Source organism: Pontibacter locisalis (genome assembly GCF_042684605.1).
Classification (GTDB): Bacteria; Bacteroidota; Bacteroidia; order Cytophagales; family Hymenobacteraceae; genus Pontibacter; species Pontibacter locisalis.
Window position 1 is genome coordinate 860,909 of record NZ_JBHULU010000021.1, and the last position, 25,769, is coordinate 886,677.

Here is a 25,769-nt window from a genome sequence, read left to right on the forward strand (position 1 = left end):
AAAGCTGTTATGCCCTATATAGCTTAATTCTTATTTTTGCTTTTAGTGCTTCTGGGGGCACGTTTTTCCTGTGAGCGCTTAGGCAACTTCTCTCCTATTTTGGGGTTCTGCTTTTTCCAGATTGGCTGTCCTCTAAATTCGTCCTCCCCATGTGCATGCACCATGCGAACATGGCATGAAGAGATCGGGCAGGTTTTGCAAGAAGTTAAAGTAGAGAGAAAAAAGGAGAATATCAGAAGAGTAAGCAGTCTGGTTGTTGCCATGAGAAAAAGTTTAAAAGCTCCTAAAACGATAGAGCTGTTACTTTCATATCTTACAAAATTAAACATTTTTACATAAAAAAACCAGCACTAATTGCTGGTTCTTTCTGTGTTTTAAAGTAAAATTATTATTTTATAGTGGGTGAAAACCATTTATAGTAAAACCTCCGTCTACAGCTATGGTTTGACCAGTTATATAAGCCGCTGCCGGCATGCATAGAAAGGCCACTGCTCCAGCAACATCTGCTGGCTCACCTATTTTCTGCATGGGTGTCCTGCTAATTACAGCATCTGCGTACTCCCTCTTCTGAAGCACCGCTTGGGCAAGAGGTGTACTTATGTACCAGGGAGCAACCGCATTGACCCTGATTCCGTCCATAGCCCATTCTGCAGATAAATTCTTTGTTAATTGGGTTAAAGCAGCTTTTGTCATGCCATAGATTGCTCCGGTGCGTACATGGGTTAACCCTGCCACAGAGGTAACATGGATGATATTGCCTTGCTCTGAACTGCGTAGCAGCGGGAATAATTTCTGATTTAATTCAAATGCCGAGCGTAGATTTGTATTCATGACGAAGTCATATTCATCCACAGTATACTCAACGGTAGGTTTTCTGATGTTGGTCCCCACGTTGTTTACCAGAATATCAAGACTACCCCAAAGTTCCTGTATTTTTGATAATAGTTTCTGTCTTCCTTCAATCGTACTGACATCGGCTGCAACAGTATAAAGTCTGCCTTGGCCATTCCCGTAGTTTTCAATTAGCAGTTCGAGATCCTCCTCTTTTCGTGCTACAGCAACTACATCTGCGCCCAGATCTATAAACTCCTTAACAATAGCTTCTCCGATGCCTTTTGAACCTCCAGTAACCACTGCTTTTTTACCGGTTAGTAACCACCTGTTTTGTGCCATAAATTTTTTCTTTGTTTTTTTAATAATCATGTATCGTAAAATGTTCTACGGCCATCATTGAATTCTTTATCCTGTATGGAAAATCCAAATGATATGAAGGTTTAATAAATCTCACAAGTAACAGGGAGGAGCTTAATATAATAAATGTATATTGCACATATCTTATTTTAGTTGTTTCCTGTTGTGCACCAGTAATAAAACATGTTATTTCTGATGATGTATGAAATGTATTTAACACTTAAAGTTATTTTAATAAAAATGAAATTTCTCAGAATTAATGATGTAAGATTATTAATCACTTTGTGCTTTTGTGGCTTTTCTTATTTTGCAATTGCTCAAACACCTGTAGGCTCTTTAAACCAGAATCACCTTTTTGGGAATGATGGGTTTATCAAAACAGTTGACCTTACAAATTCAGAAATCAAAGGCTCACCATACTTTTTCGATAAATGGCTTGATGCCTCAGTAGAAACTTCCAATAACCAGATTTTTGCTGACCTTAAGTTGAAATATAATGTTCATCTGAATGAAATTCTACTTCTTAAGCCTTCTGGAGATTCTGTAGCGTTAATACCTACTACCATCAGAAAATTTGTTGTTACTGATATTAAGAATCAGGAAGTAGAATTTAAACGATTTGATGATCTCAAAACAAATGATGCTTCTTTCAGGGACAACTTTTTTGTTGTGCTACATGAAGGCGAAACCTCTTTATTGCAGGAGGTTAAAGTGAAAATACTTCGTGCGAATCTAATGAGTAACAGTGGCTATGGGGTGCAAAAAAGAAGTGATGAGTTTAAGAGGGAAGAAAAATATTTCTTTGTAGATAAGAATCTCAAACCTGTAGAAGTAAAGCTTAATAAGAAGAACCTGCTTATGGTTTTAAATGATAAAGAAAATGAGATTAAGAATTTCATTTCAAAAGAAAAAATTGATACTTCATCTGAAAAGGATTGGATCAAAACTTTAATGTTTTATGAAACGCTATAGATAAAACATTAATGGTACTAAATAAGAAAAGCGTCCTTAGACGCTTTTCTTATTTAGTACCATTAATGCGTTCCCAGTAGGAGGACAGATAACTTTGGTCAACTTTTGGTCTGTTATTGATTTCCTCAAAATGGATCTTGTCTTGTGCATCTTTCCATACATGATAAACAAACACATAGCTCCCCCCTCCTTCGCGCCAGCCATCAAACTCACCGAATCGCAAATCGTTTATATAAACACCTTTGTCATCTGCAGGTTCTACGGTATAATAGCCTTTCGTTATCTCCAGGAGGCGCTCCAGCTTGGGGTTACCTCTGTAAGGGTTCAGTAAATGGGCTTTACAAGCATCAAAATCAAACTTTACCTCTTTGTCATTATCTGCTAAAGAGTAAAATCCAGTGTAAAAACCATCAGGACCTTCTGCAGTGACTGACCAGAGTATTGTGTTAAGTGGTGTTGGTTTGCTGATATAGGAGCTAAACTCTATCCCTTGTTTCTTTAGTGCCTGTTCAAAAACATCATTCGCATGTGCTTTGAAAACAAACGAAAGGAGAAGATAAGCAGTGCTGATAGATAAACCAGTATAATTAAGCTTTCGCCGTATGCTGCTTTTCCTGCTAAAGAATGCTGCAGCCACTACAAAAGCAAGAAAAGGAACCGTGTAAAGTGGGTCAATTACGAAGATGTTATAGAAAGCAACGCCATAGGTACTAAAAGGCCAGAAAAGTTGCGTTCCCCAGGTAGTGCAGCTATCCAGCAAAGCATGCGTGGTAAAACCCAGAAAGAACAAGGCGGTCCATCGCCAGAAACCTGCTTCTTGTTTTTTATACAACCTATGCAGTAGCCAGCCTAGTATGGGCGAAAGCACTATTGCAAAAAGAAATGAATGAGTGACGGAGCGATGGAAAGTAAGCTCTTGTACAGTATCCAGCCATGGGCTTGCCAGAATGTCCAGGTCAGGAATTGTCCCGGCTATTGCGCCCCAGAGAAGGGCCTTATTTCCAAGTTTTTTACCAGCCACAGCTTCACCTACTGAGGCACCAAGAACGATCTGGGTTAAAGAATCCATTGATCTAGCTTTTTATAACTGCCACTGCAGTAACTGCTATTGGTGCATGCATTGGCAACATGTAATTGGTTACAAAGGTATAAACTTCCAACAAGAGCAAACATAAACTTGTAACAACAGTCATTAATGGATTCTTACTTATACTTAGTAACTGGCATATGTGTCGTAGCCCTTACCTCTTACGATGTGATTTATACAACTTTTGCACGGGGAGCAGGCATTGTTACTGATATCGTTACAACCTTTGTATGGAAAGGTGTTGGACTGTTTTGCAAAATTACTAAGAGTAAATCTGTGCTGAATGGGGCTGGCATCATCACTGTTTGTTCTCTCCTGATCATATGGGTAATGCTTCTCTGGGTTGGAAACACGCTGATCTTTATGTCAGATTCTGATGCTGTGGTAAACTCAACCACAAATGTGCCTGCAGACTTTAAGGAGCGTATTTATTTTACAGGCTATATCCTGTCAACTATGGGAAACGGAGACTTTAAAGGAGGTACTGATGCCTGGCGGATATACTCTTCCTTCATATCGTTTTCAGGACTGATCCTAATTACTATTGCTATTTCTTACATAGTCCCTGTTCTTTCAGCAATCATCACACAGCGCACAGTAAGCATAAAGATTGCTGCCATAGGCGATAGTCCGCAGCAGATTCTTCTTAATAACTGGGATGGGGAATCCTTTAAGAGATTGGAAGTCCATTTAGAAGGACTGGATCAGGACATCATCCAACAGGGTCAGTTGCATCTTGCTTACCCTGTACTCCATTATTTTCATAACGATGAAAAGAAGGTTTCTTTAGTTCCTAATCTTGCAGCCCTGGACGAAGCTCTAACGCTGCTTTTGCTTTACGTACCAGAAGATCTTCATCCGGGAAAGCAGTACATCGTACCAGTCCGTAAAGCAATAACTTCTTTCCTTGAATCCGTTACAAAGATCTTCATAAATTCAGATGGTTCTGAAGCTCCTAATATGGATTTTTCAGAACTCCCCAAAGCGGGGGTTCCGTTAAGGCAACCGAGCCTGAAAGAAATTGAGCAACTAGAGCTTCGTCGGCAAATTTTGAAGGCTATGGTTAACAACGATGGTTGGAGTTGGGAGCAGCTATGTGATCCTGCTTTCAAAAATGAATTGGACCTTCCCTCTGTTAACTAATGGATAATTTTAGCTCTGTTGAATTCTTTATTTCTGTCAAAAAGGTAGCGGTAAGTAGCATGCGTTTTATAGATACGACCTCCTAGCTGCTCTACAAGGTGCATCATCTTAGGGTTAAAGTCACCTATCCAATTCATCTGCAAGTCTTTGTATGGGATGTTTGGATTGTTTTGAATGACTTTACCCGCCTCTACGAGCATCGCAGCTTCTACTCCCTTACTCTGGTGCTCCGGGGTAATTCCGAATACGATACCATACATCGTTGTAGCTGCTCCTCGCCAGCGATGGAACACCAATTTCAGTTTGCCCCACAGATCCATTTTGCCATTCACATATTTGAATAACTTATTTAATTCCGGAATGGCGATAAAGAAGCCTACAGGCTCCTCATTGTGATATGCAAACCACATGATTCGCTCATCTATAACCGGCTTAAGAGACTTCATGATGGAAACGGCCTGTGCTTCACTCATTGGTTTCACTCCTTCATGCTTTACCCACCCCTTATTGTAAACAGTACGGAAGTCTTCGGTGTACTTAGCCAGGTTTGATTTCTCCATGTGCCGGAAGTGGTAAGCTTTATTCTGCAGTACCCGCTCTGCTTTTTCATTTGCTCTCTCCGGAAGAGGATCCTCTACTTTACGATAATAGGTATATTGATTGAAGTATAATTTAAAGCCATACTCCTCTAGCAGTCGCTGATAATAGGGAAAGTTATAGTGCATGCCATAATTAGGCGGATAAAAGCCATCTACTAACAGACCCCACCATTTGTCTCGTTCCCCCAGGTTTATAGGCCCGTCCATTGCCTCCATTCCACGCTCCTGTAACCACTCTTTGCAAGCATTAAGCAACTTGTTAGCGGCCTCTTGGTCATCAATACAGTCAAAGAAGCCCATACCCCCTGTTGGTTGCTCAAAAGTGTTAGCCGTTTTCTTATTAATGAATGCTGCTACTCTCCCTATAGGTTTACCTGAATCATCCTTAAGAATCCAGCGAACTGCTTCCCCGTCTCTTAACAACTTGTTTTTCTTGGGATCAAAAACAAAGTTTATGTCTTTATCCAGTGGTCGGATATAGTTCTTGTCTTTTTTGTAAAGCTTTACCTGCACCATTATAAACTCCTGTGCAAGCTCGGGTGTGGTTACCTCAATTAACTGCATGTTGTGATATTAAAAGGAACGCTAAATAAGTCATTATCCTAAAAAAAACATAATGGTAGGATAACTCTAAAAGAGACAGGGATAAAAAAGAAAAAGTCTTCAGAATATTCTGAAGACTTTTTCTTTAATGAGCCCCCAGTCGGAATCGAACCAACGACCTACTGATTACAAGTCAGTTGCTCTACCAGCTGAGCTATGGAGGCTTGTACTTTATGTTTGACTAAAAAAGCAGAGGAAGTACAAAATCCTGCAGTTTTTAATTAGAGCCCCCAGTCGGAATCGAACCAACGACCTACTGATTACAAGTCAGTTGCTCTACCAGCTGAGCTATGGAGGCTTTGATTGGGCTGCTTTATTGTGTTAAAGCGTTGCAAAAGTATAGCGAAGTTTACTTTGTTGCAAGTACTCGCTGTATATTTTTGCAACGCTTTTGTTAAACTTTTGAAAGTCAGGCTGAAAAATTAACCCCTGAATGCATTTAATTGGTGCTGCAGCTTATCTATTCGGCTTTGGGCATCTGCAATACGGCCTTCATATTCTTCACGAAGTTTATCAGCATTTTTAGATCTGGCAAAAAACTCAATATTTGTACGAAGTGTCTGAATGTCGTTCTGTAGTTGCGATATTTCCCTGCGAATAGTCTGTTCACGCTGGTGAAGCTTCTGACTGGCATCCGGACTATGTTTGAGCCTATCCACCTGTAGTTTTACAAGCATATCCGTGCGCTCCTGCAGTGAAAGCTCCGGCACACGTTCCAGGTACTTCTCCATCAATGCCAGGAATTTGTCTTCCGCTTTCGGGCTGCTTCGCTTGTTATCTTTATCAAGTGCGCTCCACTGCTGCTTATACTCTTCAAATTCCTTTAGAGAACCAGTGGCATTAGGCTGTGCCAGTTTGGTGGCGATCCTTTCGCATAGTTCAATTTTTTCTGCTGATAGCTTTTCAATTTCAGCGCTTTTCTGCTGCTCAACGGCCTGCTTACGGTCAAAAAACTCATTACAGGCTGCTCTGAAACGCTGCCATATTTTATCAGAATGTTTGTCCGGAACCCGGCCAATTGTTTTCCACTTCTTCTGTAGCTGGATCAGCTTTTCTTTTGTTGCATTCCAGTCTGTGCTGTCCTTCAGGCTTTCTGCCTCTTCGCAAAGTTCTGTCTTAAGGCGCAGGTTTTGCATTTTCTGCTCGTCAAGCCCCTTAAAGAACTGGTTTTTATGCTGAAAAAAGGCTTTGTAGTTGCTCCAAAATGTTTTATTTACTTCCTCGGCCTGTTCTTTTGGTACCAGGCCAGCTGCATCCCATTCTTCTTTAAGCTTCTGTATCTCATCCGTCTTATCCCGCCAGTCGTTTATGCGATCGGTATTGAAGTTCTGGAATTCCTGAAGGCGCTCAAGTATGGCGCGTTTTTTTACTAGGTTCTCCATTTCCTTTTCCCGACGCTCCCCCTGATAGGCCCTGCGCTTTTCATGTACCCGCTCAGAAGCCTGGATAAATTTATTCCAGATCAGGTCTCGTTGATCGTTCGGAACCGGACCGATATTCTTCCACTCTTCATGAAGGTGCCTGAGCTCCTGTAAGGCCTTGTTAATGGACTCCTCTCCTGCAAGCGCCTCTGCCCGCTCTACCAGCTGAAGTTTGGCATCCAGGTTTCGCTTTCGGTCAAGCTCTTTAAGTTCAAAGAAGATGCTGCGGTTATTGTAGAAGATGTCTAACAGCGCGTGGTAGGAATCCCATAACTCCTGGGCCATGCCTGCTGGCACCGGACCAATGTTCTTCCACTCTGCCTGTAGCCTTTTTAGCTCCTCATAGCTGTTCTTTGTTTCTGCAGACTCCACCAGGGTGCGAAGTTCTGCTAAAATCTGCTGCTTGCGCTCCAGGCTATGTTGGCGTTGCTTTTCAGCGCTTTGCCTCTGCTGGTGACGGGCATCACGGTAAGCAATCAAAAGTGTTTCCAGGTCCTGGTGCTCTTTGGGTGTATGGTACTCGAAGTCTTCTTCTGTTCCACCCTCCTGTTTAAACTTTTCTAAAGCCTCTGCCCTTTCAGAATTAAACTTGATGTCGTACTGCTTATGGATTTCATTTATAGTACGATGCTTCTTTGCAGCATCTGCACTCTTCAGAGTAGATTGCAACTGGTTACGTAGCTCCTCCATGGATAGCTGGCTGTAATCAGTTGTATCTTCCTCTTCCTCCTCTTCGTCATGCTCCGCTTGCTGTTCCCCTGAGTTAGAGTCACCTGTGGATGCTGTAGTTGCCTGTGGGGTACTGTCACTATCTGCAATGGATGCTGTCTGTTGGTCCTCGTCCTTCACATCTGTATTGGCCGCTACAAATGCCTCTGTTATACTTTCGGAAGCATCTGTCTCCTGCTCAGTTTTTAGGTCCGGATGAATTTCAGGTTGGTCCTCTTTGGGAACACCTTGTGAAGCCTCCGGCTGATCTTGCTGCCTGGCATTGATCTCTGCCAAACGTTGCTCCACAATATTTTTTTGCGACTCCTGATTAGTAGCATTTTGATCCTCTGGCTTATTTGCCTCGGCTCCGGTAGCGTCAGTATTCTTGTTTTCGGTTGTCATGACTACAAGTTATAGGTACAACTTTTAAGCGTTAGTTTAGGCGTGGATCTACGGGGTAATTGGAAAGCACTTTGTATTTGCCACCCATTTGTCGCAAAACACTTCGCCAAAGTTTATCTGGCTCCAATTTAAATAATTTATTCGCAGCTTTGTTATTTACAATCCAAACATTTTCATCTATCTCCTTCTGTAGCTGTCCGGCTGTCCACCCCGAATAACCCAGGAAAAACTTTATATCGTTGTTTGAAACAATACCTGCTTCAATCATTGTCTGCAACATTTCAAAATCACCCCCCCAGTATACATCCTCATTTAAATGTATGGACTGAGGCAGGTGGGGCAGTCTGTGCACATAGTGCAACGTATTGTATTGCACTGGGCCTCCTATTCCCAACTCTACATCAAAAGCATCGTTTTTTAAGTCTATTACATCAGATAGCCTGAGGTTTGACTTACGGTTCAGCACCAGGCCAAAAGTTCCTTCAGCATCTTCGTGGCTACAAATTAATACCACGCTGCGCTCAAAGTTCGGGTCGCCCAGAAATGGTTCTGAAATAAGTAAACTGCCGTTTTGAGGCTTCATCAAGCTATCTTCTTCCATCTTTAATACTTCCTATATAAAACAAGTCTTCTGTTGATTTGTATTTTTGTTTTATGATGATGTAGGCTACGAGTAAGGTAATCAATATTTATTACGAAAAGAATGCTATTTTGTAGCAGACTTTGACAGACTAGTACTTTACCTTCTGTTTACCCCCACATTACCTTTGTTTTAGGTTTTAGGTTATCTGAGGCCTATATAAATGTTTAACTACAGCGGATATTTTCCTAATTTTGAAAAAACAGAGCTGATTTATGACTTTAACGCATAATATTGCTGACATCAGAAAAAATTATTCAAGACAAGCACTTACTGAGGATTCTGTTTTACAAGATCCGATTCAACAGTTTCAGGTATGGTTGCAGGAAGCAATAACAGCAGAGGCTGAGGAGCCAACGGCTTTTGTGCTTTCAACGGCTAGTAAGGAGGGGCAACCATCTGCGCGTGTTGTTTTGCTGAAGGATGTAGCCAACGGTGGATTTACATTCTTTACAAACTATGATAGCCGCAAAGGAAGGGAACTGGCACAAAATCCCTTAGCCTCCATTACTTTTTTCTGGGCTTCACTGGAGCGGCAGGTTCGCATAGATGGCTCTGTAGAGAAAATTCCTCCTCAACTGTCTGAAGCCTATTTTCACAGCCGCCCTAAGGGCAGCCAGATAGGTGCCTGGGCCTCACCTCAAAGCCAGGAGATAGAAAGCCGGAAGGTGTTGGAAGAATCCGATAGCTATTATATTTCTAAATTTGCGGATGCAGAGCTGGTTCCACGCCCTGAGCACTGGGGAGGTTATAAGCTAATTCCTGCTAAGATTGAATTCTGGCAGGGCAGACCAAACCGCCTTCACGACCGGATCGTTTATGAACGTGCAGATGATGCCTGGAAGCTAAAAAGGTTGGCTCCCTGATATTAATTTCCTAATCATTTACTTCAAATAATTATACCCGACACTCGAATGGCTGAGATATTACCTCTAAAAGCCTGGCGCTATAACGAAAACCTGGAACAGAGTATTGATCAATTAACCTCACCCTTGTTTGATGTGGTTTCCGCGAAACAACGTGAGGTGCTATACCTGAACAAGTTTAACAGCATTCACCTTTCTGTACCTACAGGCAATGATCCTTTTGAGGATGCTGCGGCTTTGTTACAGAACTGGAAAGATCAGGGGGTTCTCATTCAAGATGCGGTGCCTGGTATATATGTGTATTACCAGTACTTTACCCTGGCAGGTGCTTCAAAAGAGTATTGCCGAAAAGGTTTTATCTGCAATATCAAAGCCTACGATTGGCATGAAAAAGTATTGCTGCGCCACGAGAACACCATACCAAGTGCCGTAAACGATAGAATAGATCTGCTGGAGAGAACGGAGCTAAATACCAGCCCCACCCATGGCTTATACACTGACCCGGACTTTATCCTTGAAGCTTATATGGATGAGAGTATTAAATCTCCCATATATGAAACGGAAGATTACCAGGGTGTACGTGACGTTTTAGCTGTTATACATGATCATGCTGTTATTGAGCTTTTCATGCGTACGCTGCAGAACCGGCAGGTATTGTTGGCTGATGGTCATCACCGTTACGAGGGTTCTTTGGAATACCGCAAAAAGATGATGGCCCTTAACCCCGAGCATACTGGTTTCGAGCCCTACAATTATCACCTCATGTACCTCACTAATTCTGAACACGATGATCTGCGTATTCTGCCAACGCACCGGGTGCTGGAGAACATAGAGATGACAGATGAGGATTTCCTCGAGAAGTTAAGAGAATATTTTGTAGTTACCCCTAAAGAGGATGCTTACGAACTGAACGAAGTAATAACGGGTAAGAACTGGGCCTTTGGTTTGTACATAAGCGGTAACGCCTATAAGCTACGACTTAAGCCTGAAGTACATGCACTGATAGAATGGGAAATACCGCAGGAAGTAAAAGACCTTGACCTGACAGTAATGCATTATTTCATCTTTGAAAAGGTGCTTGGAATTGACCGGGAAGCGCAACGAACCTACAAAGGCCTGAGTTACATACGGAACTTTACGGAATGTGTAAGTAAAGTGGATACAGGTAAAGTACGGCTGGCCCTGATTACAAATGATGTTTCTATGGCACAGGTAAAAAAGGTTTGTTACAGTGGTGCCATTATGCCTCAGAAGTCTACATTCTTTTACCCGAAGGTTATTTGCGGATTTTTATTTAGCTCAATCAAGGAAGATGAATTTGTCACGGCCCCTGCTGCTTGCTTCTAATTCGCCAAGGAGGAAAGAACTCTTAACGGGTTTGGGATTAGATTTTATAGTGCGCGTAAAGGACGTGCACGAAGATTTTCCTAATGATCTTAAAGGTGCTGAAGTAGCCGAATACCTTGCTTCTCATAAAGCCGATGCATACAAAGACTCACTCAGCGATGAGGTAGTCATTACCGCTGATACAATCGTATGCTTAGGCGATAGGATCCTTAATAAACCCCAGACTCATCATGAAGCCGCTGAGATGCTGCGTGCTCTCTCAGGTAAATCACATGAAGTAATCACCGGGGTGTGCCTGCTCTCGAAAGAAGGCAAGTCGGTATTTCACGACACAACCAAAGTATATTTTAAGGAACTCTCAGATTCAGAAATAGATTTTTATATAAACCATTATAAACCATTCGACAAAGCAGGTGCCTACGGCATACAGGAATGGATAGGCATGATGGGAATAGAGCGGATAGAAGGCTCTTATTTCAATGTAGTGGGCTTGCCGGTCCAGAAACTCTACGCAAAACTTGTCGAGCTCAATTACCTCAGTTGCTGAATAAGATCATCTTGTTAAGCACGAGTTATTAATCTTTCTATTACAACCCGAACACAAATGTCATTAATAAAATTATTCCTTGCGCCAGGAAAAGAACACTCCTTAAAACGATTGCACCCATGGGTATTTTCCGGAGCGATCAGAAAATCTGATGGAGAACCTGCAGAGGGTGATATAGTAGAAGTGTATTCCAGTAAAAACGAATTTTTGGGGATGGGGCATTATGCTCCTGGCTCCATTGCTGTTCGTATTTTCTCTTTTGAGCAGGTGGAACCGGATTATGCTTTCTGGAAAAGTAAAGTACAGAAAGCGTATGACTACCGTAAGCGCCTAGGCTTGACTGACAATCCTAATACAAACGTCTACCGTCTGATCTATGCGGAAGGTGACGGTGTACCAGGTTTGATTGTGGACATGTATAAAGACACGGCTGTTGTTCAGACACACACTGTAGGCATGTACCAGGTGCGTGACTTTGTGTCTCAGGCACTTCAAGAAATTTATGGTGCTGCACTTACAGCAGTTTATGATAAAAGTGCAGAGTCGCTACCTGCTAAAGCACCCGTTAGTGCTGTAAACGGTTACTTATTTGGTAAATCTTCCGGAGGTGTAATTGTTACCGAAAATGAAAATCAATTCTTTATAGACTGGGAAGGGGGGCAAAAAACCGGCTTCTTCATTGATCAGCGGGAAAACCGTGAGCTGCTTGCACGTTATGTTAAGGATAAATCCGTTTTAAATACGTTCTGTTATACCGGAGGCTTTTCTGTGTATGCCCTGAATGCAGGTGCAAGCCTAGTACACTCTGTGGACGTGTCTAAAAAGGCCATCGAAATAACAGAAAGAAACGCAGCCTTAAGCCAGCAGCCTGAGAAACACGAGTCTTTTGCTATTGATACTTTTGAGTTCCTGAAGGGTAAGGAAGATCTTTATGATGTGATAGTGCTGGATCCTCCGGCTTTTGCAAAAAGCCAGAAAGTGCGCCACAATGCTTTAATGGGGTACAAACGCTTAAATGCAGAGGCAATGAAGAAGATTAAGCCGGGTGGGATACTGTTTACCTTCTCCTGCTCCCAGGTTGTAGATAAATACTTGTTCAACAGCACGGTTATGGCGGCTGCCATTGAGGCAGGCCGGAACATCAAAATCATGCACCATTTATCTCAGCCAGCAGACCACCCAATTTCTATTTTCCACCCTGAAGGAGAATACCTTAAAGGACTTGTGCTATTTGTAGAGTAGCACCGAAATAAGCAAAAAGGGCCGAAGCTTCAAATGTGCTTCGGCCCTTTTTGTTTAAGGAAGGAGACAGATCTCAAGCTAAACCTATTTCACTACTGAAATCTCTGGGAGTTCAGTTGGCAACTCCATTCGGATGCGCCACTCTTTGGGGTAATAGTTGTTGATGCGGTTCCCAATCTGCTTAGCCCACCCCAGAGGCACCTGTTTGTACTGCAGCAGCACCCAGTCGCTCCCCCCTCCTTCTAAAGCTATATCTTCTTTGCGCAGGTATTTCAAAGCTTGTTCCAGCTCCAGGTCAACAATAGAGAATTCATTTTTGTTAAGGTGTCTTGAAAGCGCCAGAGGGTGCATTGGTTTAAGCTTTTTCCCTTTTACTTCGGCTACCTCTGTACCAGCATATATCACATGCATGTTCTGGTACAGTTCATCTAAGGCTTCAAATTGGGAAGCCGGAATAGCCGAGATAATCTCCCCCCACTGTAGCCATTCAAACTTATCCGGGTATTGAAACCAGCTACGTACCAGTGCCTGCTCCTTTTTCCCGGCTATTATTACTTTATACTTTTTCTTGCGACCTCCTTTGATGCTCTCTTCATAATCACCAGTTTTACGAAGTACTGCCATAAAAAAGCCCTCTCCCTTAACCTGTTGCGGGTAAAAACGATAACCTTCTATGCCTTGATATTCTGAAGCTTCTATACCCCACTCCGGTTTAAGCTCAAGCTTCACACTAGTTGCATTTTCCTGCTCAGCGAGCCATGCCACATTTTGTTCATTTTCAGACTCATTCCACGTACAGGTGCTGTAAACCAACAAGCCACCTGGCTTTAGTGCCTCCCATACATCCATTAGAATGCGCTGCTGCCTTTGGGCACAAAGCTTAACATTCTCTTCAGACCACTCATTTACAGCCTGCGGGTCTTTCCGGAACATGCCTTCGCCACTACAAGGAGCATCTACTACCATTAAGTCAAAAAAATCCGGAAGTCTTGAGAACTGGCGCGGATCGTTATTAGTGACAACCACATTTCCGCTGCCCCATTTTGCTACGTTTTCTGCCAGAATACTGGCCCTGTTTTTAATAACCTCATTTGCTACAAGTAAGCTATCTTCGGAGATCAGACTTGCCAGGTGGGTAGTCTTTCCTCCTGGAGCCCCACATAGATCCAGTACCCTGAGCGGTTGCTCCAGGTCTACTTGTTGCTTTAAGGCCTGTTCGAGGAACATAGAACTTGCTTCCTGCACATAATAGCTTCCCGCATGAAACAAAGGGTCAAGGGTAAACTGGGGGCGCTCAGGCAGGTAAAAAGCATTATTAGCCCAAGGCACTTTAGGCAAGTCCGGTTCTGTAAATATTTTTGAGCTGTTTAAGCGAATACTAATGGGAGCAGGCTGGTCAAGTGCGGCTTCAAAGTTTTTAAAGCTGCTCCCCAGGATTTGCTCCATGCGTTGTTTAAAAGATTCAGGAAGTTCCATAGGCCCTGCAAAGGTACGGCAAAATCAATGCTATTAAAATTTAGAAAGTCACCCCCCAAGTTGTAGGTACTCTTCTACAACAGGTACATCTGCCGGGCACCATTCATAATCTTTAAGATCTTGTAAAGGTACCCACTCATAACTTGTATGCTCCATTAGGCAAACTGTACCACCCTGGTAGGAGCAAGTGTACGGGATGAGTTCAATGATAAAATCCGGGTACTTGTGCAGGACAGGTGTAAGTCGCTGAAGAGGCAGGATGCTAATGTTCAGTTCTTCAAGTATTTCCCTTTCCAGGCATTCTGCCTCTGACTCACCAGCCTCCAGCTTTCCACCCGGGAACTCCCACAGAAGAGGTTGTGACATGTTTTTACTTCGCTGTGTTAAAAGGACATAGCCATCTCTCTCAATTATTCCACACACTACCTTTGTTGTTGGAATTCCGGCCTCTCCCATAATTTTTTTAAATGATTATTGTACAAGGTGTTCAGAAGCAGATAAGTTAAATTCTTTTTATTAAAAAAAGGCAAGATCTCATACTGCCTCCTGCAGTTGTTATGTAATTTTACCTTTGGTCAAATTTGGTTTAAACAGTTAAAAATTGGCTTTTAAGATATTTTTTATCTTAAAGTACTGTGTTTCAAATCATTTTTTATAAACCACAAGTATAAAAAGAATACAAAACTTTGCTCTTATGGCTTTAAGTCTTAACTACAGATTCCTGTTAATGGTCACAGCTGTTGCGGCTTTAATTTCAGCGCTGCTGAACATGATCGCAAGTAATGTTGTGTGGTATGGTTACGAGTTAATTCCTCTTTGGGGCAGGAAAAGTGTAACTAGTTACCTTTATTCTACTAGTATAATAACAAGTTTTATCCTTGTCTGGTTGGTAACCAAATCTACACGTTATGCGCTTAGGTCTAAACAAATATTACCGTTGCACTGGCACTTAAAGAGCCAAACACTTATTGACAGCCTTCCTTCAAGAGCCGTTCCCAGATCTTTCATACTGGCTATAGCCAGTTGCTTTCTAACTGGCTTTACCCTTTTCCTGCTTGACTTAAGAGAATTCTACTCTTTCTACAGTTCGGAGTTCTTTGCCTTTAGTACAGTTTACTATATTCTTCAGTCAGCGGCTATAGCAGTAATGGCTATTTACAGGGCCATGGGAGATAATGTAATGCATCATGCCAAGGTAGCATAAGCAAATAGGCACCTCCTTTCGAAGGTGCCTATTTGCCCGTATAAATTTAAATGGTCTATTTGAATTTATCTTTCAGAATCTCAAACTCTACCGAAGGTGAGATGCGCTCATAAAGAATCAGGTATACAGCATTGGTAATAGGCATATCTACTCCTAACCTTTTATTGAGCTCGTAGATGCTTTGCACCGCATAATACCCCTCTGCCACCATGTTCATTTCAACCTGAGCCGATTTTACTGTATAGCCACGGCCAATCATGTTACCAAACGTGCGGTTGCGGCTAAACTGTGAATAGGCAGTAACCAGCAAGTCTCCAAGGTAGGCGGACCCGCTCAGGTCGCGGTGTATCGGCATAATAGCATCCAGGAAACGCTCGATTTCAAACATAGCATTAGATACCATTACTGCCTGAAAGTTATCGCCATAGTTCAGGCCACGAGCTATGCCGCATGCCAGAGCTATGATGTTCTTCATCACAGCGCAATATTCTATGCCATCCAGATCGTCCAGGGGGTTAGCCTTTACATAGCGGTTTCGGAGCAGTTCACAGAATCTCTCTGCCGTTGGCATATCATGTGAACCAATGGTAAGGTAAGACTGCTTTTCAAGTGCAACTTCCTCGGCATGGCATGGGCCTGCTATAACCAACTGGTGCGAGTTAGGAACTTGATAGTGGCGCTCCACATAATCGGTGATCAGGATGTTGTCTTTCGGTATCATACCTTTGACGGCTGAAACCACTACTTTTCCCTTCAGGGCATCCTCTGGTAAATCAGCAAGTGCCTGCTGCACGAATGCGGCAGGCACTGCAAGTATAACCCAATCTGCGGCAGCCACTACTGACTGTATGTCCGATGATGGTTTTACAAAGTTCAGGTCAAAAGAAACACCGCTTAAATAGCGGGGGTTGTGCCTGTAGTTAATAAGGTGCTGCACATCGTTTTTATTGCGCATCCACCAGTTTACCTGTGACTTGTTTTCCGAGAGGATTTTAACAAGGGCGGTAGCCCAGCTTCCTCCTCCTAAAACGGCTATTTTTTCCAAACGCGGGTGTGTTGTTAATCTTCTTTTGTATCAGCGGCTATGGCGGCTTTATTTAGTGTTTCCGGGTCCTTAACAGCTACTTTCGCGCCATCTTTAAGGGTTTTAGAAACTGCTCTGAAAGGACCTGAAACAACTTTTTGCCCAGCCTTTAAACCACTTATTATTTCAATGTTTTCAAAATCGCTGATACCTGTCTTTACTTTAACAGTCTCAACCGTGTTACTTCCGCTGTCATACAAAAATACGACCTCCTCTACCTGCACAGGTGCTTTAGGCTTTTGATCTTCACCTGTTTGCTGCTCTTCTTCTTCCTCCTCAGATGGCTCGTTCATATCTGGCATATCAGTAGAACGGGTAGTAACTGCTGACAAAGGTACAGATAAAACACCAGATTTCTTCTCAGTAATGATGTCAACAGAGGCTGTCATGCCTGGTCTGAAGGGACGTGAATTCTTTTCTGCAAGATGGCTGTACGAATCATTAATTAGTCTGATGCGCACTTCAAATTCAGTTACAGCTTCCAGGGTAGTAGCGTCTTTGGCCGTATTGGCAATAGAGGTTACCACACCTTTAAATTTCTCATCTTTGCTGGCGTAGGAATCTACCTCCACAATTACTGAGTCACCCAAGGCCACACGTATGATGTCGTTCTCGTTTACATTAACCCTAACTTCCATGTTATTAAGGTTCGCAATGCGCATGATCTCCGTACCAGCCATTTGGGAAGTACCTACCACACGCTCTCCACGCTCCACGTTCAGCTTGGATACTATACCGCTCACCGGTGCATAAATCGTTGTCTTGTTCAGGTTTTCACGCGCATCTTTCAAGGAAGCAAGTGCATTCTGAATATTGAATTCAGAGGCTCTTACACTTTGGCGCAGGGACTCTACTTCTTGTCTGGAAGCCTCATAGTTAGCGGCAATTTGCTGCCACTCTGCTTCAGAAATCACTTTTTGGTTGTATAGTGACTTGTTACGGTCATAGTTTTGCTTAGCTTGTGATAAGTTAGCCTGTGCCTGTGCCAGCCTTGCTTTAGATTGAGCCAGGTTAGCGCGTGCAGAATTAACACTTGCCTGCTGTGCATCTACAAAAGACTGGTAGTTGTCAGGGCGTATTCGAAGCAGCAACTGTCCTTTAACTACAGAGTCTCCCTCCTCCACATTCAATTCTATTATTTCTCCGGAAACGTCAGGGCTTATTTTAACCTCTGTTTCAGGTTGCACTTTTCCGGATGCGCTTACCTTTTCAACGATCTCGGCCTCCTTCGCTTCTGACAGTACTACTTCAGTACCTTCTTCTTGTCCTATCCAGCCAGCTTTTTTAGCTACCAGTATGCCAACAATTACTAAAACGAGTACACCGATAAGGATGGGGATCAGCTTTGATTTTTTCTTAGCCATAGTTATTATAAAGAGATGTCTTTACCTTGATAAAAGTCCAATACTTTTAATTTGAAGAAATAGTCATACTTTGCCTGTATAAGGCTTGATTGGGCAGAACGTAATGAATTTGCAACAATGTTATAATCTATTGTATTGATCACTCCGTTGTTCAACCGCAATTGAGCATTGTTGAAGTTCTTTTGCGCAGCAGCTACCTGCTCCTTAGCCGCCAGGAAACGGCGCTGTGCAGCAAGAGCGTCCACATAAGCCTGCTCTATTGTTTGGCGTAAATTGTTTTTAGTTATTTCAGCGTTTAACTGCGCGTTCTGCTGTGCAATTTTAGCTCGTTCCACACTAGACCTAACTTGCAGGCCATTGAAAACAGGTACCTGCAGAGAAACTCCTACCTGCTTACCCACTAAGTCACGGAACTGATCTATGATAGGATAATCTTCGCTGATCTCACGGAAAGATACATTCGGGACAAAGACAACGAATGGTTCCTGCCCTTGCTCATCCAGGAAAAAGGTTTGCTCTCTGAACCCTTCAACAACTGTTTCGCGGCCTAGCACAAAATCGGTTGTGTTAGAATATCGTGAGTTTATTCCGGCAAAAAGGCTAACTCTAGGGTAATAACCGCCTTTGGCTACATCTATTGCTTTTCCTGCACTTAGAATTCGCAGGTCCGTAGCTATTACCTCTGGCAATGTCTGTACAGCAACATCATATACTTGATTAGCGGAGATTAACAGGGGATTTTTATCCGGTTCTGGAATCTCAGGGATTACTATATCAAATGATTGGCCTGCCGGCAGGTTAAGTAACTGAACAAGGTTTAACCGTGCAATATCCCCCTGATTCTGAGCTGTGATTAAATCCAGTTCGTCCGTGGCATATTGAGACTCCAGGTCCAGAACAGCATTTTCTGCTACACTACCAGCTTTAAATAGAATTCTGGTTCTTTCCAGTTGTTGCCTTGTTAATTCACGCTGCAGTTCTGCCAGGTCAATTTGTTCATTAACAAACAGTATGTTAAGGTAAGAAGTAACAACATCAAGCGTTACTTCATTCTGGGCGGAAAGGTACTCCTGTTCACTCGCCTGCAGCTCAAGCAGGTTCTGCTTGATTTGATTTACTTGCTGGAAGCCTGAAAAAACAGGGAGAGACGTGCTCGCCTGAATACTGGCCGTTTGTGCGTTCTGCGTTAGCAGACCAAAAGTTACTGGGTTCTGAAACGAGCCTGAGTTAAAGGTGTAGTTACCACCAGCATTCAAACTAGGTAACCTTTCAAACCGTGACTGCTTTAAATCAACTTCAGAAAGCTTTTTGTTCAGTCGGCTTTGCTGCACCCGGAGGTTTTTCTCGCGGGCATAATTAACAGCCTCCTCCAGGCTCCATTTACCATCTCCGCTTGGATCCTGCTGAGCAAATGCAACAGAACCTGTTGCAAGGCTTAGCCCCAAAGCCAGCAGTAAAAATTTAGAAGACTTTTTCATAGTTGAAAAATTAAAGATCGATGTTAGGAATATAAATCACATGCTTCACCCAACTGAGTTGTTTCAGATATTCCAGGGTAATAGGCTTTATGCCAGAGTCCATTTCAATGAATTGCCTTGCCATTTCATTTCTTCCTTTCCTGGAAACGCTCATGGTGGCGATATTGCAATCATCATGAGCCAGTACCGAGGCTATGAAAGCTATACTGCCAGGCACATCGGCCGCATCAATAATCAGCGTATGGAGCGTCGCAGAGAAGCTAGCCGTAAAGCCGTCAACTTCCACTATATTGATCACACCGCCACCTCTGCTTTGTCCGATCACTTCAACCTCTCTGTCGCCAGCCTTCAGGTTTAACTTGATTGTATTCGGGTGCATGGTAGAGGCATTTCCCACCGACTTGAATTTATACTTCAAGCCACGGTCACTTGCATGGTCAAAGGCCTCTTTGATGCGTTTGTCATCTGTTTTAAAGTCCAGCAGGCCAGCTATTATAGCTCTGTCACTGCCATGACCTTCGTAGGTTCGGGCAAAGGAATTATAAAAAGTAATTACGGCCTCTTCTGGTGCGACACCCAGAATACGAATAGCAGCACGCGCAATGCGCACCACCCCTGCAGTATGTGAACTCGAAGGTCCAATCATAACGGGACCAATCATATCAAAAACGCTACTTTTCTCAGCCATAGAGAGTTAAAATCGATAAGATATCGTAAAAATCAAATTTAGCAATTAACTGCCAGTTTTGCAGTTTTAGCGCCCGAAATTAGCTTTATTTCTACAAACAGTTGTTTTTATTCTACTAAACTGAACCTTACCCCCATCAAGCACTGGTTTAAATTTTGTCTTAGATCATCATGGTGAAAGGGTTCAATGATCTTTTATCCGTTAGAGGATAAATAAAATAAGTAGATTTGTGGGTAAGTTTGTCTGCCACCTAAAATTGCCTGACATGGAGCATTCTTTTAAACCGGAAGTGCTGGAACAGCTGAAGCGACTGGAGGAAAAATACCTACCGCTGGGTCAGGACCTGGCTGCGTACCTGGAGGGGTTATTCTTTAACAAATTTCTGAACTACTGGGATTACATCCACCTGGATACACTGCTTAGTCTGCAGAACCCGCGTACAAACCTCCCTGATGAAAAAATCTTCATCATGTACCACCAGATTACAGAGCTGTACTTCAAGCTCTGCCTGGAGGAGTACAGGCAAATTGGGGAGGATAAAGACATTACCCTGGATTTACTCATTCGTCGCCTGAAGCGCATAAACCGCTATTTCGACAACCTGATCAATTCTTTTGATGTGATGGTGGATGGTATGGATCCAAAGCAGTTCCTCCAGTTCCGGATGGCCCTGATGCCGGCCAGTGGGTTTCAGTCAGTGCAGTACCGGATGATTGAAATTGCTTCCACGGACCTACGGAACCTGGTTGCCAGGGATAAGCGCGCTGTGCTTGGCCTGCAAAGTACACAGGAAGAGATGATCGGGTGCATCTACTGGAAAGCAGGTGCTACCGAGATGGCCTCCGGTGCCAAAACGCTCACGCTGCTGCAATTTGAAGAAAAGTATACTGCGCAGCTGATACAGTTCGCAAAGGAGTATGAGCAAAAGAACGTTTGGAGTGTTTATAAACGGCTTCCTGAGGAACAGCAGCAGGACGGTAAATTATTAAAAACCTTACGGGAGCTCGATGCCAATGTGAATGTTAACTGGCCACTCATGCACTATAAATCAGCTGTACGATACCTGCAGCGTGACCCTGAAGTGATAGCGGCGACCGGCGGTACTAATTGGCAGAAATACCTCCCTCCGAAATTCCAGAAACGCATCTTTTACCCCCAAATTTATTCAGATCAGGAAATAGAGAACTGGGGCAAAGGCTGGGTAGAAAAAGTGCTGAACGGAGACATTTAACAGTAAATAATCAGTTGCTGTCTTTCGAACTTGTGAACCTAAAAACTTGTTCTGGATCAGCAATAAGAATAAAAGGTTTAAGGCTAACTCCCTTACCCATTGTATATGAGAAAAAAAGAACTTGAGCTGGTGCTTGCACCGGAGATTGCCTTTGATGCGCAACAGTTGGAGCACGAGATACTGAAAAGTGCCCAGGTAAAACCCGAAGATGTTAATTTTTTGCACCGGGTAAAAAGATCCATTGATGCAAGAGGACGACAAGTGCTCGTGCGCGTAAAGGCAGATGTTTATTTAGACAATCCTCCTTCTGATATTATCTCCCCTACTTATACATACCCTGATGTTACCAATGCAAGGGGTGTGGTAATTGTGGGTGCTGGCCCTGCAGGGTTATTTGCCGCGCTTCGCTGCATCGAGCTGGGGCTGAAGCCAATTGTACTGGAAAGGGGAAAGGATGTACGCAGCCGGCGCAGAGACCTTGCTGCCATCAACAAAGAGCACCTTGTTAACCCTGATTCCAATTACTGCTTTGGCGAAGGTGGTGCAGGAACGTATTCGGATGGCAAACTTTATACCCGCTCAAAAAAACGGGGCGACCTGCAGCGTATACTGCAGATATTGGTACAGCATGGAGCCACACCAGACATCCTTTTTGATGCGCACCCGCACATTGGCACAAATAAACTGCCTAAAATCATAGAGGCTATCCGGGAGACTATCCGGGGTGCTGGTGGTGAAGTATTGTTTGACAAGCGTGTCACAGATTTTATTCTGCAGCAGGGCCAGATACGTGGCGTTGTTACACAGGATGGTCAGGAGTATACAGGTGAGTCTGTTATATTAGCTACCGGACACAGCGCCCGCGACATATTTGAATTGCTGCATGAGAAAGGTGTCACCATAGAGGCCAAGCCTTTCGCCATGGGAGTTCGTGTGGAGCATCAGCAGCGCCTCATTGACAGCATTCAGTACAAGTGCGAAGATCGTGGTCCTTACCTTCCGGCTTCTTCTTATGCACTCGTTCACCAAACACATTACCAGAACAGGCAGCGTGGAATTTTCTCCTTCTGTATGTGCCCCGGTGGTTTTATCGTTCCTTCCGCCACTGCACCCGGCGAGGTGGTGGTGAACGGCATGTCGCCGAGCCGCCGCGATTCACGGTTCTCTAATTCAGGAATTGTAGTAGCCATTGAGCTGGAAGACATGGAGCTGAAGAAGTACGGAGCTCTGGCCGGACTCCGTATGCAACAGGAACTGGAGCAGAAAGCGTGCGCCATGGCTGGCGGTACGCAAGTTGCCCCGGCCCAACTACTGCAGGATTTCACGCAAAAGAAAACAAGTAGAGCTTTACTGGAAACTTCTTATCAACCCGGCCTGCAGTCCGTGGACATGAACGAGCTTTTCTCTGATGAAATGGCCTATCGCCTTAGGGAAGGTTTTAAAGCCTTCGGAGGCAAGATGCGTGGCTACCTGAGCAATGAGGCACAGATTGTTGGCGTAGAAAGCCGTACCTCCTCCCCGGTCCGTATTCCCCGCGACCGCGAAACCTTGGAACATGTTCAGGTGAAGGGCTTATATCCTTGTGGTGAAGGTGCTGGCTATGCCGGTGGAATTGTTTCAGCGGCAATGGATGGCGAACGTTGTGCAGAGATGGCTGCGGTAAGAGCTGGTGTTGCTATCAACTCTTAAACAGATTCTTTTTAACATTTAAGGGCCTTTTTCGCGTAAACAAAGTAGTCTGCTGTTTCTTGTTACCACAAGTGAGCGTAGAATTAATAATTTTCAGAAAAAGAAAAGAACTTTGCTATATGAAAAAGACTGTTGTAGTAGGTGCCACAGATAACCCATCCCGCTATGCATACAAAGCTGTACATAGGCTGCAGCAGCACGGGCATGAAGTAGTACCGGTAGGGATAAAAAAATCAGAAGTTGGAGGCAAAAAAATCATAACTGACCTTGAAGAGCCTGTTAAGGATGTAGATACCGTTACCCTTTATGTAGGGCCGCAGAACCAACCTTACTGGTATGATTACATATTATCCTTGAAGCCGAAGCGTATTATTTTCAACCCGGGTACAGAAAACTATGAACTGGAGAAAATGGCAGCAGATGCGGATATTGAAACATTGCACCATTGTACGCTGGTGATGCTGGCTACCGATAGTTACTAAGAAAGTATCTGCCCAATTCAGTAATTTTTGAGGCTTCATTCAAGTTAAAAAAAAATTATCTGTAACTATAACCTCTGCTTTTTGAGGTCGTATATAAAGCTATAAACAAGCAGATGGCATTAGTTGTCTATGCTAACAAGGAAGGGATCTGTTGAAGATCCCTTCTTTTTTTTAGGATTACTATAAAAAGCAGCGCCGGCTAAATAGATAGCCGGCGCTGCTGGTTTGCTTCACACTGCTTTATAGCTTACTCTCATTTGGCTTGTTTGTCAGCGAATTTTCATCTTTGTCCTCTTCCTCCTCCATCATATGCCGCATATTGGAAGCCAATGCCATGTCAGGCATAATGTTAGATCCTGATGCCTGCAGCTTGTTTTTTAACCCAGGCACGACACGAGACTCTCCGTTCATCAGCGCATCAAAGGCATCTTTTGCTACCTCTTCCGGCTCAGATAAACTACCATTTGCTGCGCGGGTATGCGCTGCGCCTGCTCTTCTGAAGAACATGGTATTGCTGGCTCCCGGGCACACAGCTGTAACAGTGATCCCTGTTTCTTTCAATTCATTTGTAAGTGCCTCCGAGAAAGAAAGCACAAAGGCCTTCGTTGCTCCATAAATAGTCATTAGTGGGGAGGGCATGAAAGATACAATAGAAGCCATGTTTAGGATCTTCCCCTCATTTACCTTTAGCATGTCCTGAAGGAACAATTTGGCTAATTCAACCGGAGTATTCATGTTCAGCTGCATTATCGCTTTTTCACGCTCCAGATCAGTTTCATAGAAGTATCCATGTACTCCAGCGCCTGCATTGTTTATAAGAACATCCACATGAATACCGCTTTTCTTCACTTCGTGGTATACTTCCCTGGCAGACTCGGGCTGGGACAGGTCTGATGTTAAAATACATACATGCTCCAGTTGATGCTCTTCCTGCAATTGATAACCTAATTTTCTAAGTCGCTCTTTGCTCCTGGCTACCAGTATAAGGTTATAGCCAGCCTCTGCAAAAAGCTTTGCAAATTCCATCCCGAAGCCATTTGAAGCTCCTGTTATCAATACTGTTTTTCCTCTGTTTTCCTCTTTATTCATAGCTTTTATTTTATGATTTTACTCCTGCCGCTGCTAACAGGCAGGTTTATATATGTACCATCGGCCTGTGTATTAGGTTACTTTTGCGCATTTTGAAAAGGTATCCCTTGTCAGGCGCCTGTTGCTGATTCTTGTCATTCTAAACCGATAAAGCAGCTTTTAGATGGCCTGGAGTTGTTTAATATGTTCTAATCCGTAGTAGGCTTTATTAGAAACAACCACTATAAACATGCAGTCCTTCTTCCAGCTGAAGCAAAGCAACACCACTTGAAGACATGCCGGCCTTTCTCACCATGATATTAATTCCATTTACCTACTCCCATCACAACAGGAATAGTTTGGGACTTTTTAAGCTGGACCGTATTAAAGCTGGTAACTGGCAAGCACTCGGAGATCAATGCCGCTCTCTGGGTAATAAATGCCTTTGCTATCCTATCGCTGGTGCTATAACGATATAGTCATTTTTGCTTTTCATGGCAGATCCTATAGAAGTGGATTATTGCTTGATTAGAATAAATAGGCTAATTGATTACCTACATTTTTTTCTATATTAGCTAAATTATATACGATGATTGTGAAGGCTGTTGGGGGAGTTAAGGAAGTAGTGGAAGTTGTCTCACTAAAGCTTCGCACATAGTGCAGATAAGCGTATGTTTTCGTTTAGCTAATAGTTGTGGGTAAGTGCAAAGCAATTAGAATAGAAAATTTGATAAACAGTCACTAACCATTTATGGCAGCAGGCAAAGAAAAAATACTATACCATTCAAAGCCAACTATCTGGTACTATTTGCTTGCTATCTTTTTCCCACTAATGTTCTTTCTAATTGACGATTCCAAACAGTTAGTTTTTGAAACTTGGGAAGAAACAGCAGAAACATACATTATTAATTCATTGGTTTTATTGATGTGTTTTGGCACTCCCGTGCTAATGTTATTTTTTAGAAGAGAGATAACTGTATATCCTGACAGAGTAGACATTTCCAGACCAACAACAAACTCATCAAGGACATATTATTTTGCAGACCTTGTAAAATGGAATATTAATGACATCTACATACATAAAGGCGGCAGACAGATAAACTTGAACCTGAGATTTAAAGATAAAAAATTGACATTCAACAAAATAGAGTTGAATGGATTTGCCACCTTACAGAACATTTTAGAGGCAAACTACCACGACAAAAAAAGTAATTGAATATTAAGAGAGCAAGAA

At 43.1% G+C, this 25,769-nt stretch carries 24 protein-coding genes and 2 tRNA genes; 11 read left to right on the forward strand and 15 right to left on the reverse strand.

Annotated features, from left to right (window positions below; translation table 11 throughout):
• Positions 1–23: 23 nt before the first annotated feature.
• Together ACFSRY_RS17720 and ACFSRY_RS17725 are read right to left on the reverse strand one after the other, a co-directional pair.
• Entirely contained in the window at positions 24–263 is a 240-nt protein-coding gene (locus ACFSRY_RS17720; RefSeq protein ID WP_377511001.1) for a hypothetical protein, read from the reverse strand.
• 130 nt (positions 264–393) lie between these two features.
• A complete protein-coding gene (locus ACFSRY_RS17725; RefSeq protein WP_377511004.1) occupies positions 394–1,173 on the reverse strand; it encodes an SDR family oxidoreductase in 780 nt (259 codons plus the stop codon).
• A gap of 201 nt (positions 1,174–1,374) precedes the next feature.
• Here ACFSRY_RS17725 and ACFSRY_RS17730 point away from each other — a divergent pair, with 201 nt between their 5' ends.
• Entirely contained in the window at positions 1,375–2,163 is a 789-nt protein-coding gene (locus tag ACFSRY_RS17730; protein ID WP_377511007.1) for a hypothetical protein, read from the forward strand.
• A 49-nt stretch (positions 2,164–2,212) separates the two neighbouring features.
• Here the strand turns inward: ACFSRY_RS17730 and ACFSRY_RS17735 are convergent, their stop codons facing one another.
• The gene (locus ACFSRY_RS17735) at positions 2,213–3,232 is read right to left on the reverse strand and encodes a metal-dependent hydrolase (protein ID WP_377511010.1); all 1,020 of its coding nucleotides are present in this window, start codon (positions 3,230–3,232) and stop codon (positions 2,213–2,215) included.
• Positions 3,233–3,358: 126 nt separating this feature from the next.
• Here ACFSRY_RS17735 and ACFSRY_RS17740 point away from each other — a divergent pair, with 126 nt between their 5' ends.
• Positions 3,359–4,393 carry a potassium channel family protein gene (locus ACFSRY_RS17740; RefSeq protein ID WP_377511013.1) on the forward strand — a complete coding sequence of 345 codons (1,035 nt, stop codon included), beginning with the start codon at positions 3,359–3,361 and terminating at the stop codon, positions 4,391–4,393.
• Here the strand turns inward: ACFSRY_RS17740 and ACFSRY_RS17745 are convergent.
• The 5 genes from ACFSRY_RS17745 to ACFSRY_RS17765 all read right to left on the reverse strand — a co-directional run bounded on the left by ACFSRY_RS17745 (position 4,390) and on the right by ACFSRY_RS17765 (position 8,730).
• Positions 4,390–5,556: a hypothetical protein gene (locus ACFSRY_RS17745; protein ID WP_377511016.1), complete on the reverse strand. Its 1,167-nt coding sequence runs from the start codon at positions 5,554–5,556 to the stop codon at positions 4,390–4,392. The genes ACFSRY_RS17740 and ACFSRY_RS17745 overlap by 4 nt on opposite strands.
• A 130-nt stretch (positions 5,557–5,686) precedes the next feature.
• Positions 5,687–5,759, reverse strand: a tRNA-Thr gene (locus tag ACFSRY_RS17750).
• Positions 5,760–5,820: 61 nt separating this feature from the next.
• Positions 5,821–5,893 (reverse strand) — tRNA-Thr (locus ACFSRY_RS17755).
• Between the two features lie 124 nt (positions 5,894–6,017).
• The gene (locus ACFSRY_RS17760; RefSeq protein ID WP_377511019.1) at positions 6,018–8,129 is read right to left on the reverse strand and encodes a DUF349 domain-containing protein; all 2,112 of its coding nucleotides are present in this window, start codon (positions 8,127–8,129) and stop codon (positions 6,018–6,020) included.
• A gap of 31 nt (positions 8,130–8,160) precedes the next feature.
• Positions 8,161–8,730 carry a YqgE/AlgH family protein gene (locus tag ACFSRY_RS17765; protein ID WP_377511022.1) on the reverse strand — a complete coding sequence of 190 codons (570 nt, stop codon included), beginning with the start codon at positions 8,728–8,730 and terminating at the stop codon, positions 8,161–8,163.
• Positions 8,731–8,984: 254 nt separating this feature from the next.
• On the opposite strand from ACFSRY_RS17765, the gene pdxH reads away from it, so the two are divergent.
• Genes pdxH through ACFSRY_RS17785 form a run of 4 tightly spaced genes read left to right on the forward strand, consistent with a single transcriptional unit; the run spans position 8,985 to position 12,771 of the window.
• Complete coding sequence (gene pdxH / locus ACFSRY_RS17770; protein WP_377511025.1) at positions 8,985–9,635, forward strand: pyridoxamine 5'-phosphate oxidase; 651 nt, start codon at positions 8,985–8,987, stop codon at positions 9,633–9,635.
• Between the two features lie 48 nt (positions 9,636–9,683).
• Positions 9,684–10,982, forward strand: a complete 1,299-nt coding sequence (locus ACFSRY_RS17775) for a DUF1015 domain-containing protein (protein WP_377511028.1) — start codon at positions 9,684–9,686, stop codon at positions 10,980–10,982.
• On the forward strand, positions 10,948–11,529 hold the full coding sequence (locus tag ACFSRY_RS17780; RefSeq protein ID WP_377511031.1) for a Maf-like protein: 582 nt from the start codon (positions 10,948–10,950) through the stop codon (positions 11,527–11,529). The genes ACFSRY_RS17775 and ACFSRY_RS17780 overlap by 35 nt, the downstream gene beginning before the upstream one ends.
• 57 nt (positions 11,530–11,586) lie before the next feature.
• Positions 11,587–12,771 carry a class I SAM-dependent rRNA methyltransferase gene (locus ACFSRY_RS17785; RefSeq protein WP_377511034.1) on the forward strand — a complete coding sequence of 395 codons (1,185 nt, stop codon included), beginning with the start codon at positions 11,587–11,589 and terminating at the stop codon, positions 12,769–12,771.
• Between the two features lie 84 nt (positions 12,772–12,855).
• Here ACFSRY_RS17785 and ACFSRY_RS17790 read toward each other — a convergent pair whose 3' ends face one another.
• Together ACFSRY_RS17790 and ACFSRY_RS17795 are read right to left on the reverse strand one after the other, a co-directional pair.
• Positions 12,856–14,247: a methyltransferase RsmF C-terminal domain-like protein gene (locus ACFSRY_RS17790; RefSeq protein ID WP_449301371.1), complete on the reverse strand. Its 1,392-nt coding sequence runs from the start codon at positions 14,245–14,247 to the stop codon at positions 12,856–12,858.
• Between the two features lie 48 nt (positions 14,248–14,295).
• Entirely contained in the window at positions 14,296–14,703 is a 408-nt protein-coding gene (locus ACFSRY_RS17795; RefSeq protein ID WP_377511040.1) for a (deoxy)nucleoside triphosphate pyrophosphohydrolase, read from the reverse strand.
• A gap of 238 nt (positions 14,704–14,941) precedes the next feature.
• Here ACFSRY_RS17795 and ACFSRY_RS17800 point away from each other — a divergent pair, with 238 nt between their 5' ends.
• The gene (locus ACFSRY_RS17800) at positions 14,942–15,451 is read left to right on the forward strand and encodes a hypothetical protein (protein ID WP_377511044.1); all 510 of its coding nucleotides are present in this window, start codon (positions 14,942–14,944) and stop codon (positions 15,449–15,451) included.
• A gap of 55 nt (positions 15,452–15,506) precedes the next feature.
• Here the strand turns inward: ACFSRY_RS17800 and ACFSRY_RS17805 are convergent, their stop codons facing one another.
• From ACFSRY_RS17805 to sdaAB, 4 genes are read right to left on the reverse strand one after another with little or no spacing between them, the layout of a single operon-like run.
• On the reverse strand, positions 15,507–16,496 hold the full coding sequence (locus ACFSRY_RS17805; RefSeq protein ID WP_377511047.1) for an NAD(P)H-dependent glycerol-3-phosphate dehydrogenase: 990 nt from the start codon (positions 16,494–16,496) through the stop codon (positions 15,507–15,509).
• Positions 16,497–16,510: 14 nt separating this feature from the next.
• Positions 16,511–17,899, reverse strand: coding sequence for an efflux RND transporter periplasmic adaptor subunit (locus ACFSRY_RS17810; protein WP_377511050.1), 1,389 nt, complete (start codon positions 17,897–17,899; stop codon positions 16,511–16,513).
• A gap of 5 nt (positions 17,900–17,904) precedes the next feature.
• Positions 17,905–19,377 carry a TolC family protein gene (locus ACFSRY_RS17815; RefSeq protein WP_377511053.1) on the reverse strand — a complete coding sequence of 491 codons (1,473 nt, stop codon included), beginning with the start codon at positions 19,375–19,377 and terminating at the stop codon, positions 17,905–17,907.
• A gap of 10 nt (positions 19,378–19,387) precedes the next feature.
• Positions 19,388–20,065, reverse strand: coding sequence for an L-serine ammonia-lyase, iron-sulfur-dependent subunit beta (gene sdaAB, locus ACFSRY_RS17820; protein ID WP_377511056.1), 678 nt, complete (start codon positions 20,063–20,065; stop codon positions 19,388–19,390).
• Positions 20,066–20,330: 265 nt separating this feature from the next.
• Between sdaAB and ACFSRY_RS17825 the strand changes: the two genes are divergently transcribed.
• From ACFSRY_RS17825 to ACFSRY_RS17835, 3 genes are all read left to right on the forward strand, one after another.
• A complete protein-coding gene (locus ACFSRY_RS17825) occupies positions 20,331–21,296 on the forward strand; it encodes a tryptophan 2,3-dioxygenase family protein (RefSeq protein ID WP_377511059.1) in 966 nt (321 codons plus the stop codon).
• Between the two features lie 105 nt (positions 21,297–21,401).
• Positions 21,402–22,985: an NAD(P)/FAD-dependent oxidoreductase gene (locus ACFSRY_RS17830; RefSeq protein WP_377511062.1), complete on the forward strand. Its 1,584-nt coding sequence runs from the start codon at positions 21,402–21,404 to the stop codon at positions 22,983–22,985.
• A gap of 119 nt (positions 22,986–23,104) precedes the next feature.
• The gene (locus tag ACFSRY_RS17835) at positions 23,105–23,467 is read left to right on the forward strand and encodes a CoA-binding protein (RefSeq protein ID WP_377511065.1); all 363 of its coding nucleotides are present in this window, start codon (positions 23,105–23,107) and stop codon (positions 23,465–23,467) included.
• A gap of 240 nt (positions 23,468–23,707) precedes the next feature.
• Here ACFSRY_RS17835 and ACFSRY_RS17840 read toward each other — a convergent pair whose 3' ends face one another.
• Positions 23,708–24,556, reverse strand: coding sequence for an SDR family NAD(P)-dependent oxidoreductase (locus ACFSRY_RS17840; RefSeq protein WP_377511068.1), 849 nt, complete (start codon positions 24,554–24,556; stop codon positions 23,708–23,710).
• 730 nt (positions 24,557–25,286) lie between these two features.
• Between ACFSRY_RS17840 and ACFSRY_RS17845 the strand changes: the two genes are divergently transcribed.
• Positions 25,287–25,751, forward strand: a complete 465-nt coding sequence (locus tag ACFSRY_RS17845) for a hypothetical protein (RefSeq protein WP_377511071.1) — start codon at positions 25,287–25,289, stop codon at positions 25,749–25,751.
• The last annotated feature ends 18 nt before the right edge of the window (positions 25,752–25,769 follow it).

What these genes read in the sequence shown, in the direction of transcription:
- ACFSRY_RS17720 (WP_377511001.1), bottom strand. Translation starts at nt 263, where the DNA reads ATGGCAACAACCAGACTGCTTACTCTTCTGATATTCTCCTTTTTTCTC.
- ACFSRY_RS17725 (WP_377511004.1), bottom strand. Translation starts at nt 1,173, where the DNA reads ATGGCACAAAACAGGTGGTTACTAACCGGTAAAAAAGCAGTGGTTACT.
- ACFSRY_RS17730 (WP_377511007.1), top strand. Translation starts at nt 1,375, where the DNA reads ATGTTATTTCTGATGATGTATGAAATGTATTTAACACTTAAAGTTATT.
- ACFSRY_RS17735 (WP_377511010.1), bottom strand. Translation starts at nt 3,232, where the DNA reads ATGGATTCTTTAACCCAGATCGTTCTTGGTGCCTCAGTAGGTGAAGCT.
- ACFSRY_RS17740 (WP_377511013.1), top strand. Translation starts at nt 3,359, where the DNA reads ATGGATTCTTACTTATACTTAGTAACTGGCATATGTGTCGTAGCCCTT.
- ACFSRY_RS17745 (WP_377511016.1), bottom strand. Translation starts at nt 5,556, where the DNA reads ATGCAGTTAATTGAGGTAACCACACCCGAGCTTGCACAGGAGTTTATA.
- ACFSRY_RS17760 (WP_377511019.1), bottom strand. Translation starts at nt 8,129, where the DNA reads ATGACAACCGAAAACAAGAATACTGACGCTACCGGAGCCGAGGCAAAT.
- ACFSRY_RS17765 (WP_377511022.1), bottom strand. Translation starts at nt 8,730, where the DNA reads ATGGAAGAAGATAGCTTGATGAAGCCTCAAAACGGCAGTTTACTTATT.
- pdxH (WP_377511025.1), top strand. Translation starts at nt 8,985, where the DNA reads ATGACTTTAACGCATAATATTGCTGACATCAGAAAAAATTATTCAAGA.
- ACFSRY_RS17775 (WP_377511028.1), top strand. Translation starts at nt 9,684, where the DNA reads ATGGCTGAGATATTACCTCTAAAAGCCTGGCGCTATAACGAAAACCTG.
- ACFSRY_RS17780 (WP_377511031.1), top strand. Translation starts at nt 10,948, where the DNA reads ATGAATTTGTCACGGCCCCTGCTGCTTGCTTCTAATTCGCCAAGGAGG.
- ACFSRY_RS17785 (WP_377511034.1), top strand. Translation starts at nt 11,587, where the DNA reads ATGTCATTAATAAAATTATTCCTTGCGCCAGGAAAAGAACACTCCTTA.
- ACFSRY_RS17790 (WP_449301371.1), bottom strand. Translation starts at nt 14,247, where the DNA reads ATGGAACTTCCTGAATCTTTTAAACAACGCATGGAGCAAATCCTGGGG.
- ACFSRY_RS17795 (WP_377511040.1), bottom strand. Translation starts at nt 14,703, where the DNA reads ATGGGAGAGGCCGGAATTCCAACAACAAAGGTAGTGTGTGGAATAATT.
- ACFSRY_RS17800 (WP_377511044.1), top strand. Translation starts at nt 14,942, where the DNA reads ATGGCTTTAAGTCTTAACTACAGATTCCTGTTAATGGTCACAGCTGTT.
- ACFSRY_RS17810 (WP_377511050.1), bottom strand. Translation starts at nt 17,899, where the DNA reads ATGGCTAAGAAAAAATCAAAGCTGATCCCCATCCTTATCGGTGTACTC.
- ACFSRY_RS17815 (WP_377511053.1), bottom strand. Translation starts at nt 19,377, where the DNA reads ATGAAAAAGTCTTCTAAATTTTTACTGCTGGCTTTGGGGCTAAGCCTT.
- sdaAB (WP_377511056.1), bottom strand. Translation starts at nt 20,065, where the DNA reads ATGGCTGAGAAAAGTAGCGTTTTTGATATGATTGGTCCCGTTATGATT.
- ACFSRY_RS17825 (WP_377511059.1), top strand. Translation starts at nt 20,331, where the DNA reads ATGGAGCATTCTTTTAAACCGGAAGTGCTGGAACAGCTGAAGCGACTG.
- ACFSRY_RS17830 (WP_377511062.1), top strand. Translation starts at nt 21,402, where the DNA reads ATGAGAAAAAAAGAACTTGAGCTGGTGCTTGCACCGGAGATTGCCTTT.
- ACFSRY_RS17835 (WP_377511065.1), top strand. Translation starts at nt 23,105, where the DNA reads ATGAAAAAGACTGTTGTAGTAGGTGCCACAGATAACCCATCCCGCTAT.
- ACFSRY_RS17840 (WP_377511068.1), bottom strand. Translation starts at nt 24,556, where the DNA reads ATGAATAAAGAGGAAAACAGAGGAAAAACAGTATTGATAACAGGAGCT.
- ACFSRY_RS17845 (WP_377511071.1), top strand. Translation starts at nt 25,287, where the DNA reads ATGGCAGCAGGCAAAGAAAAAATACTATACCATTCAAAGCCAACTATC.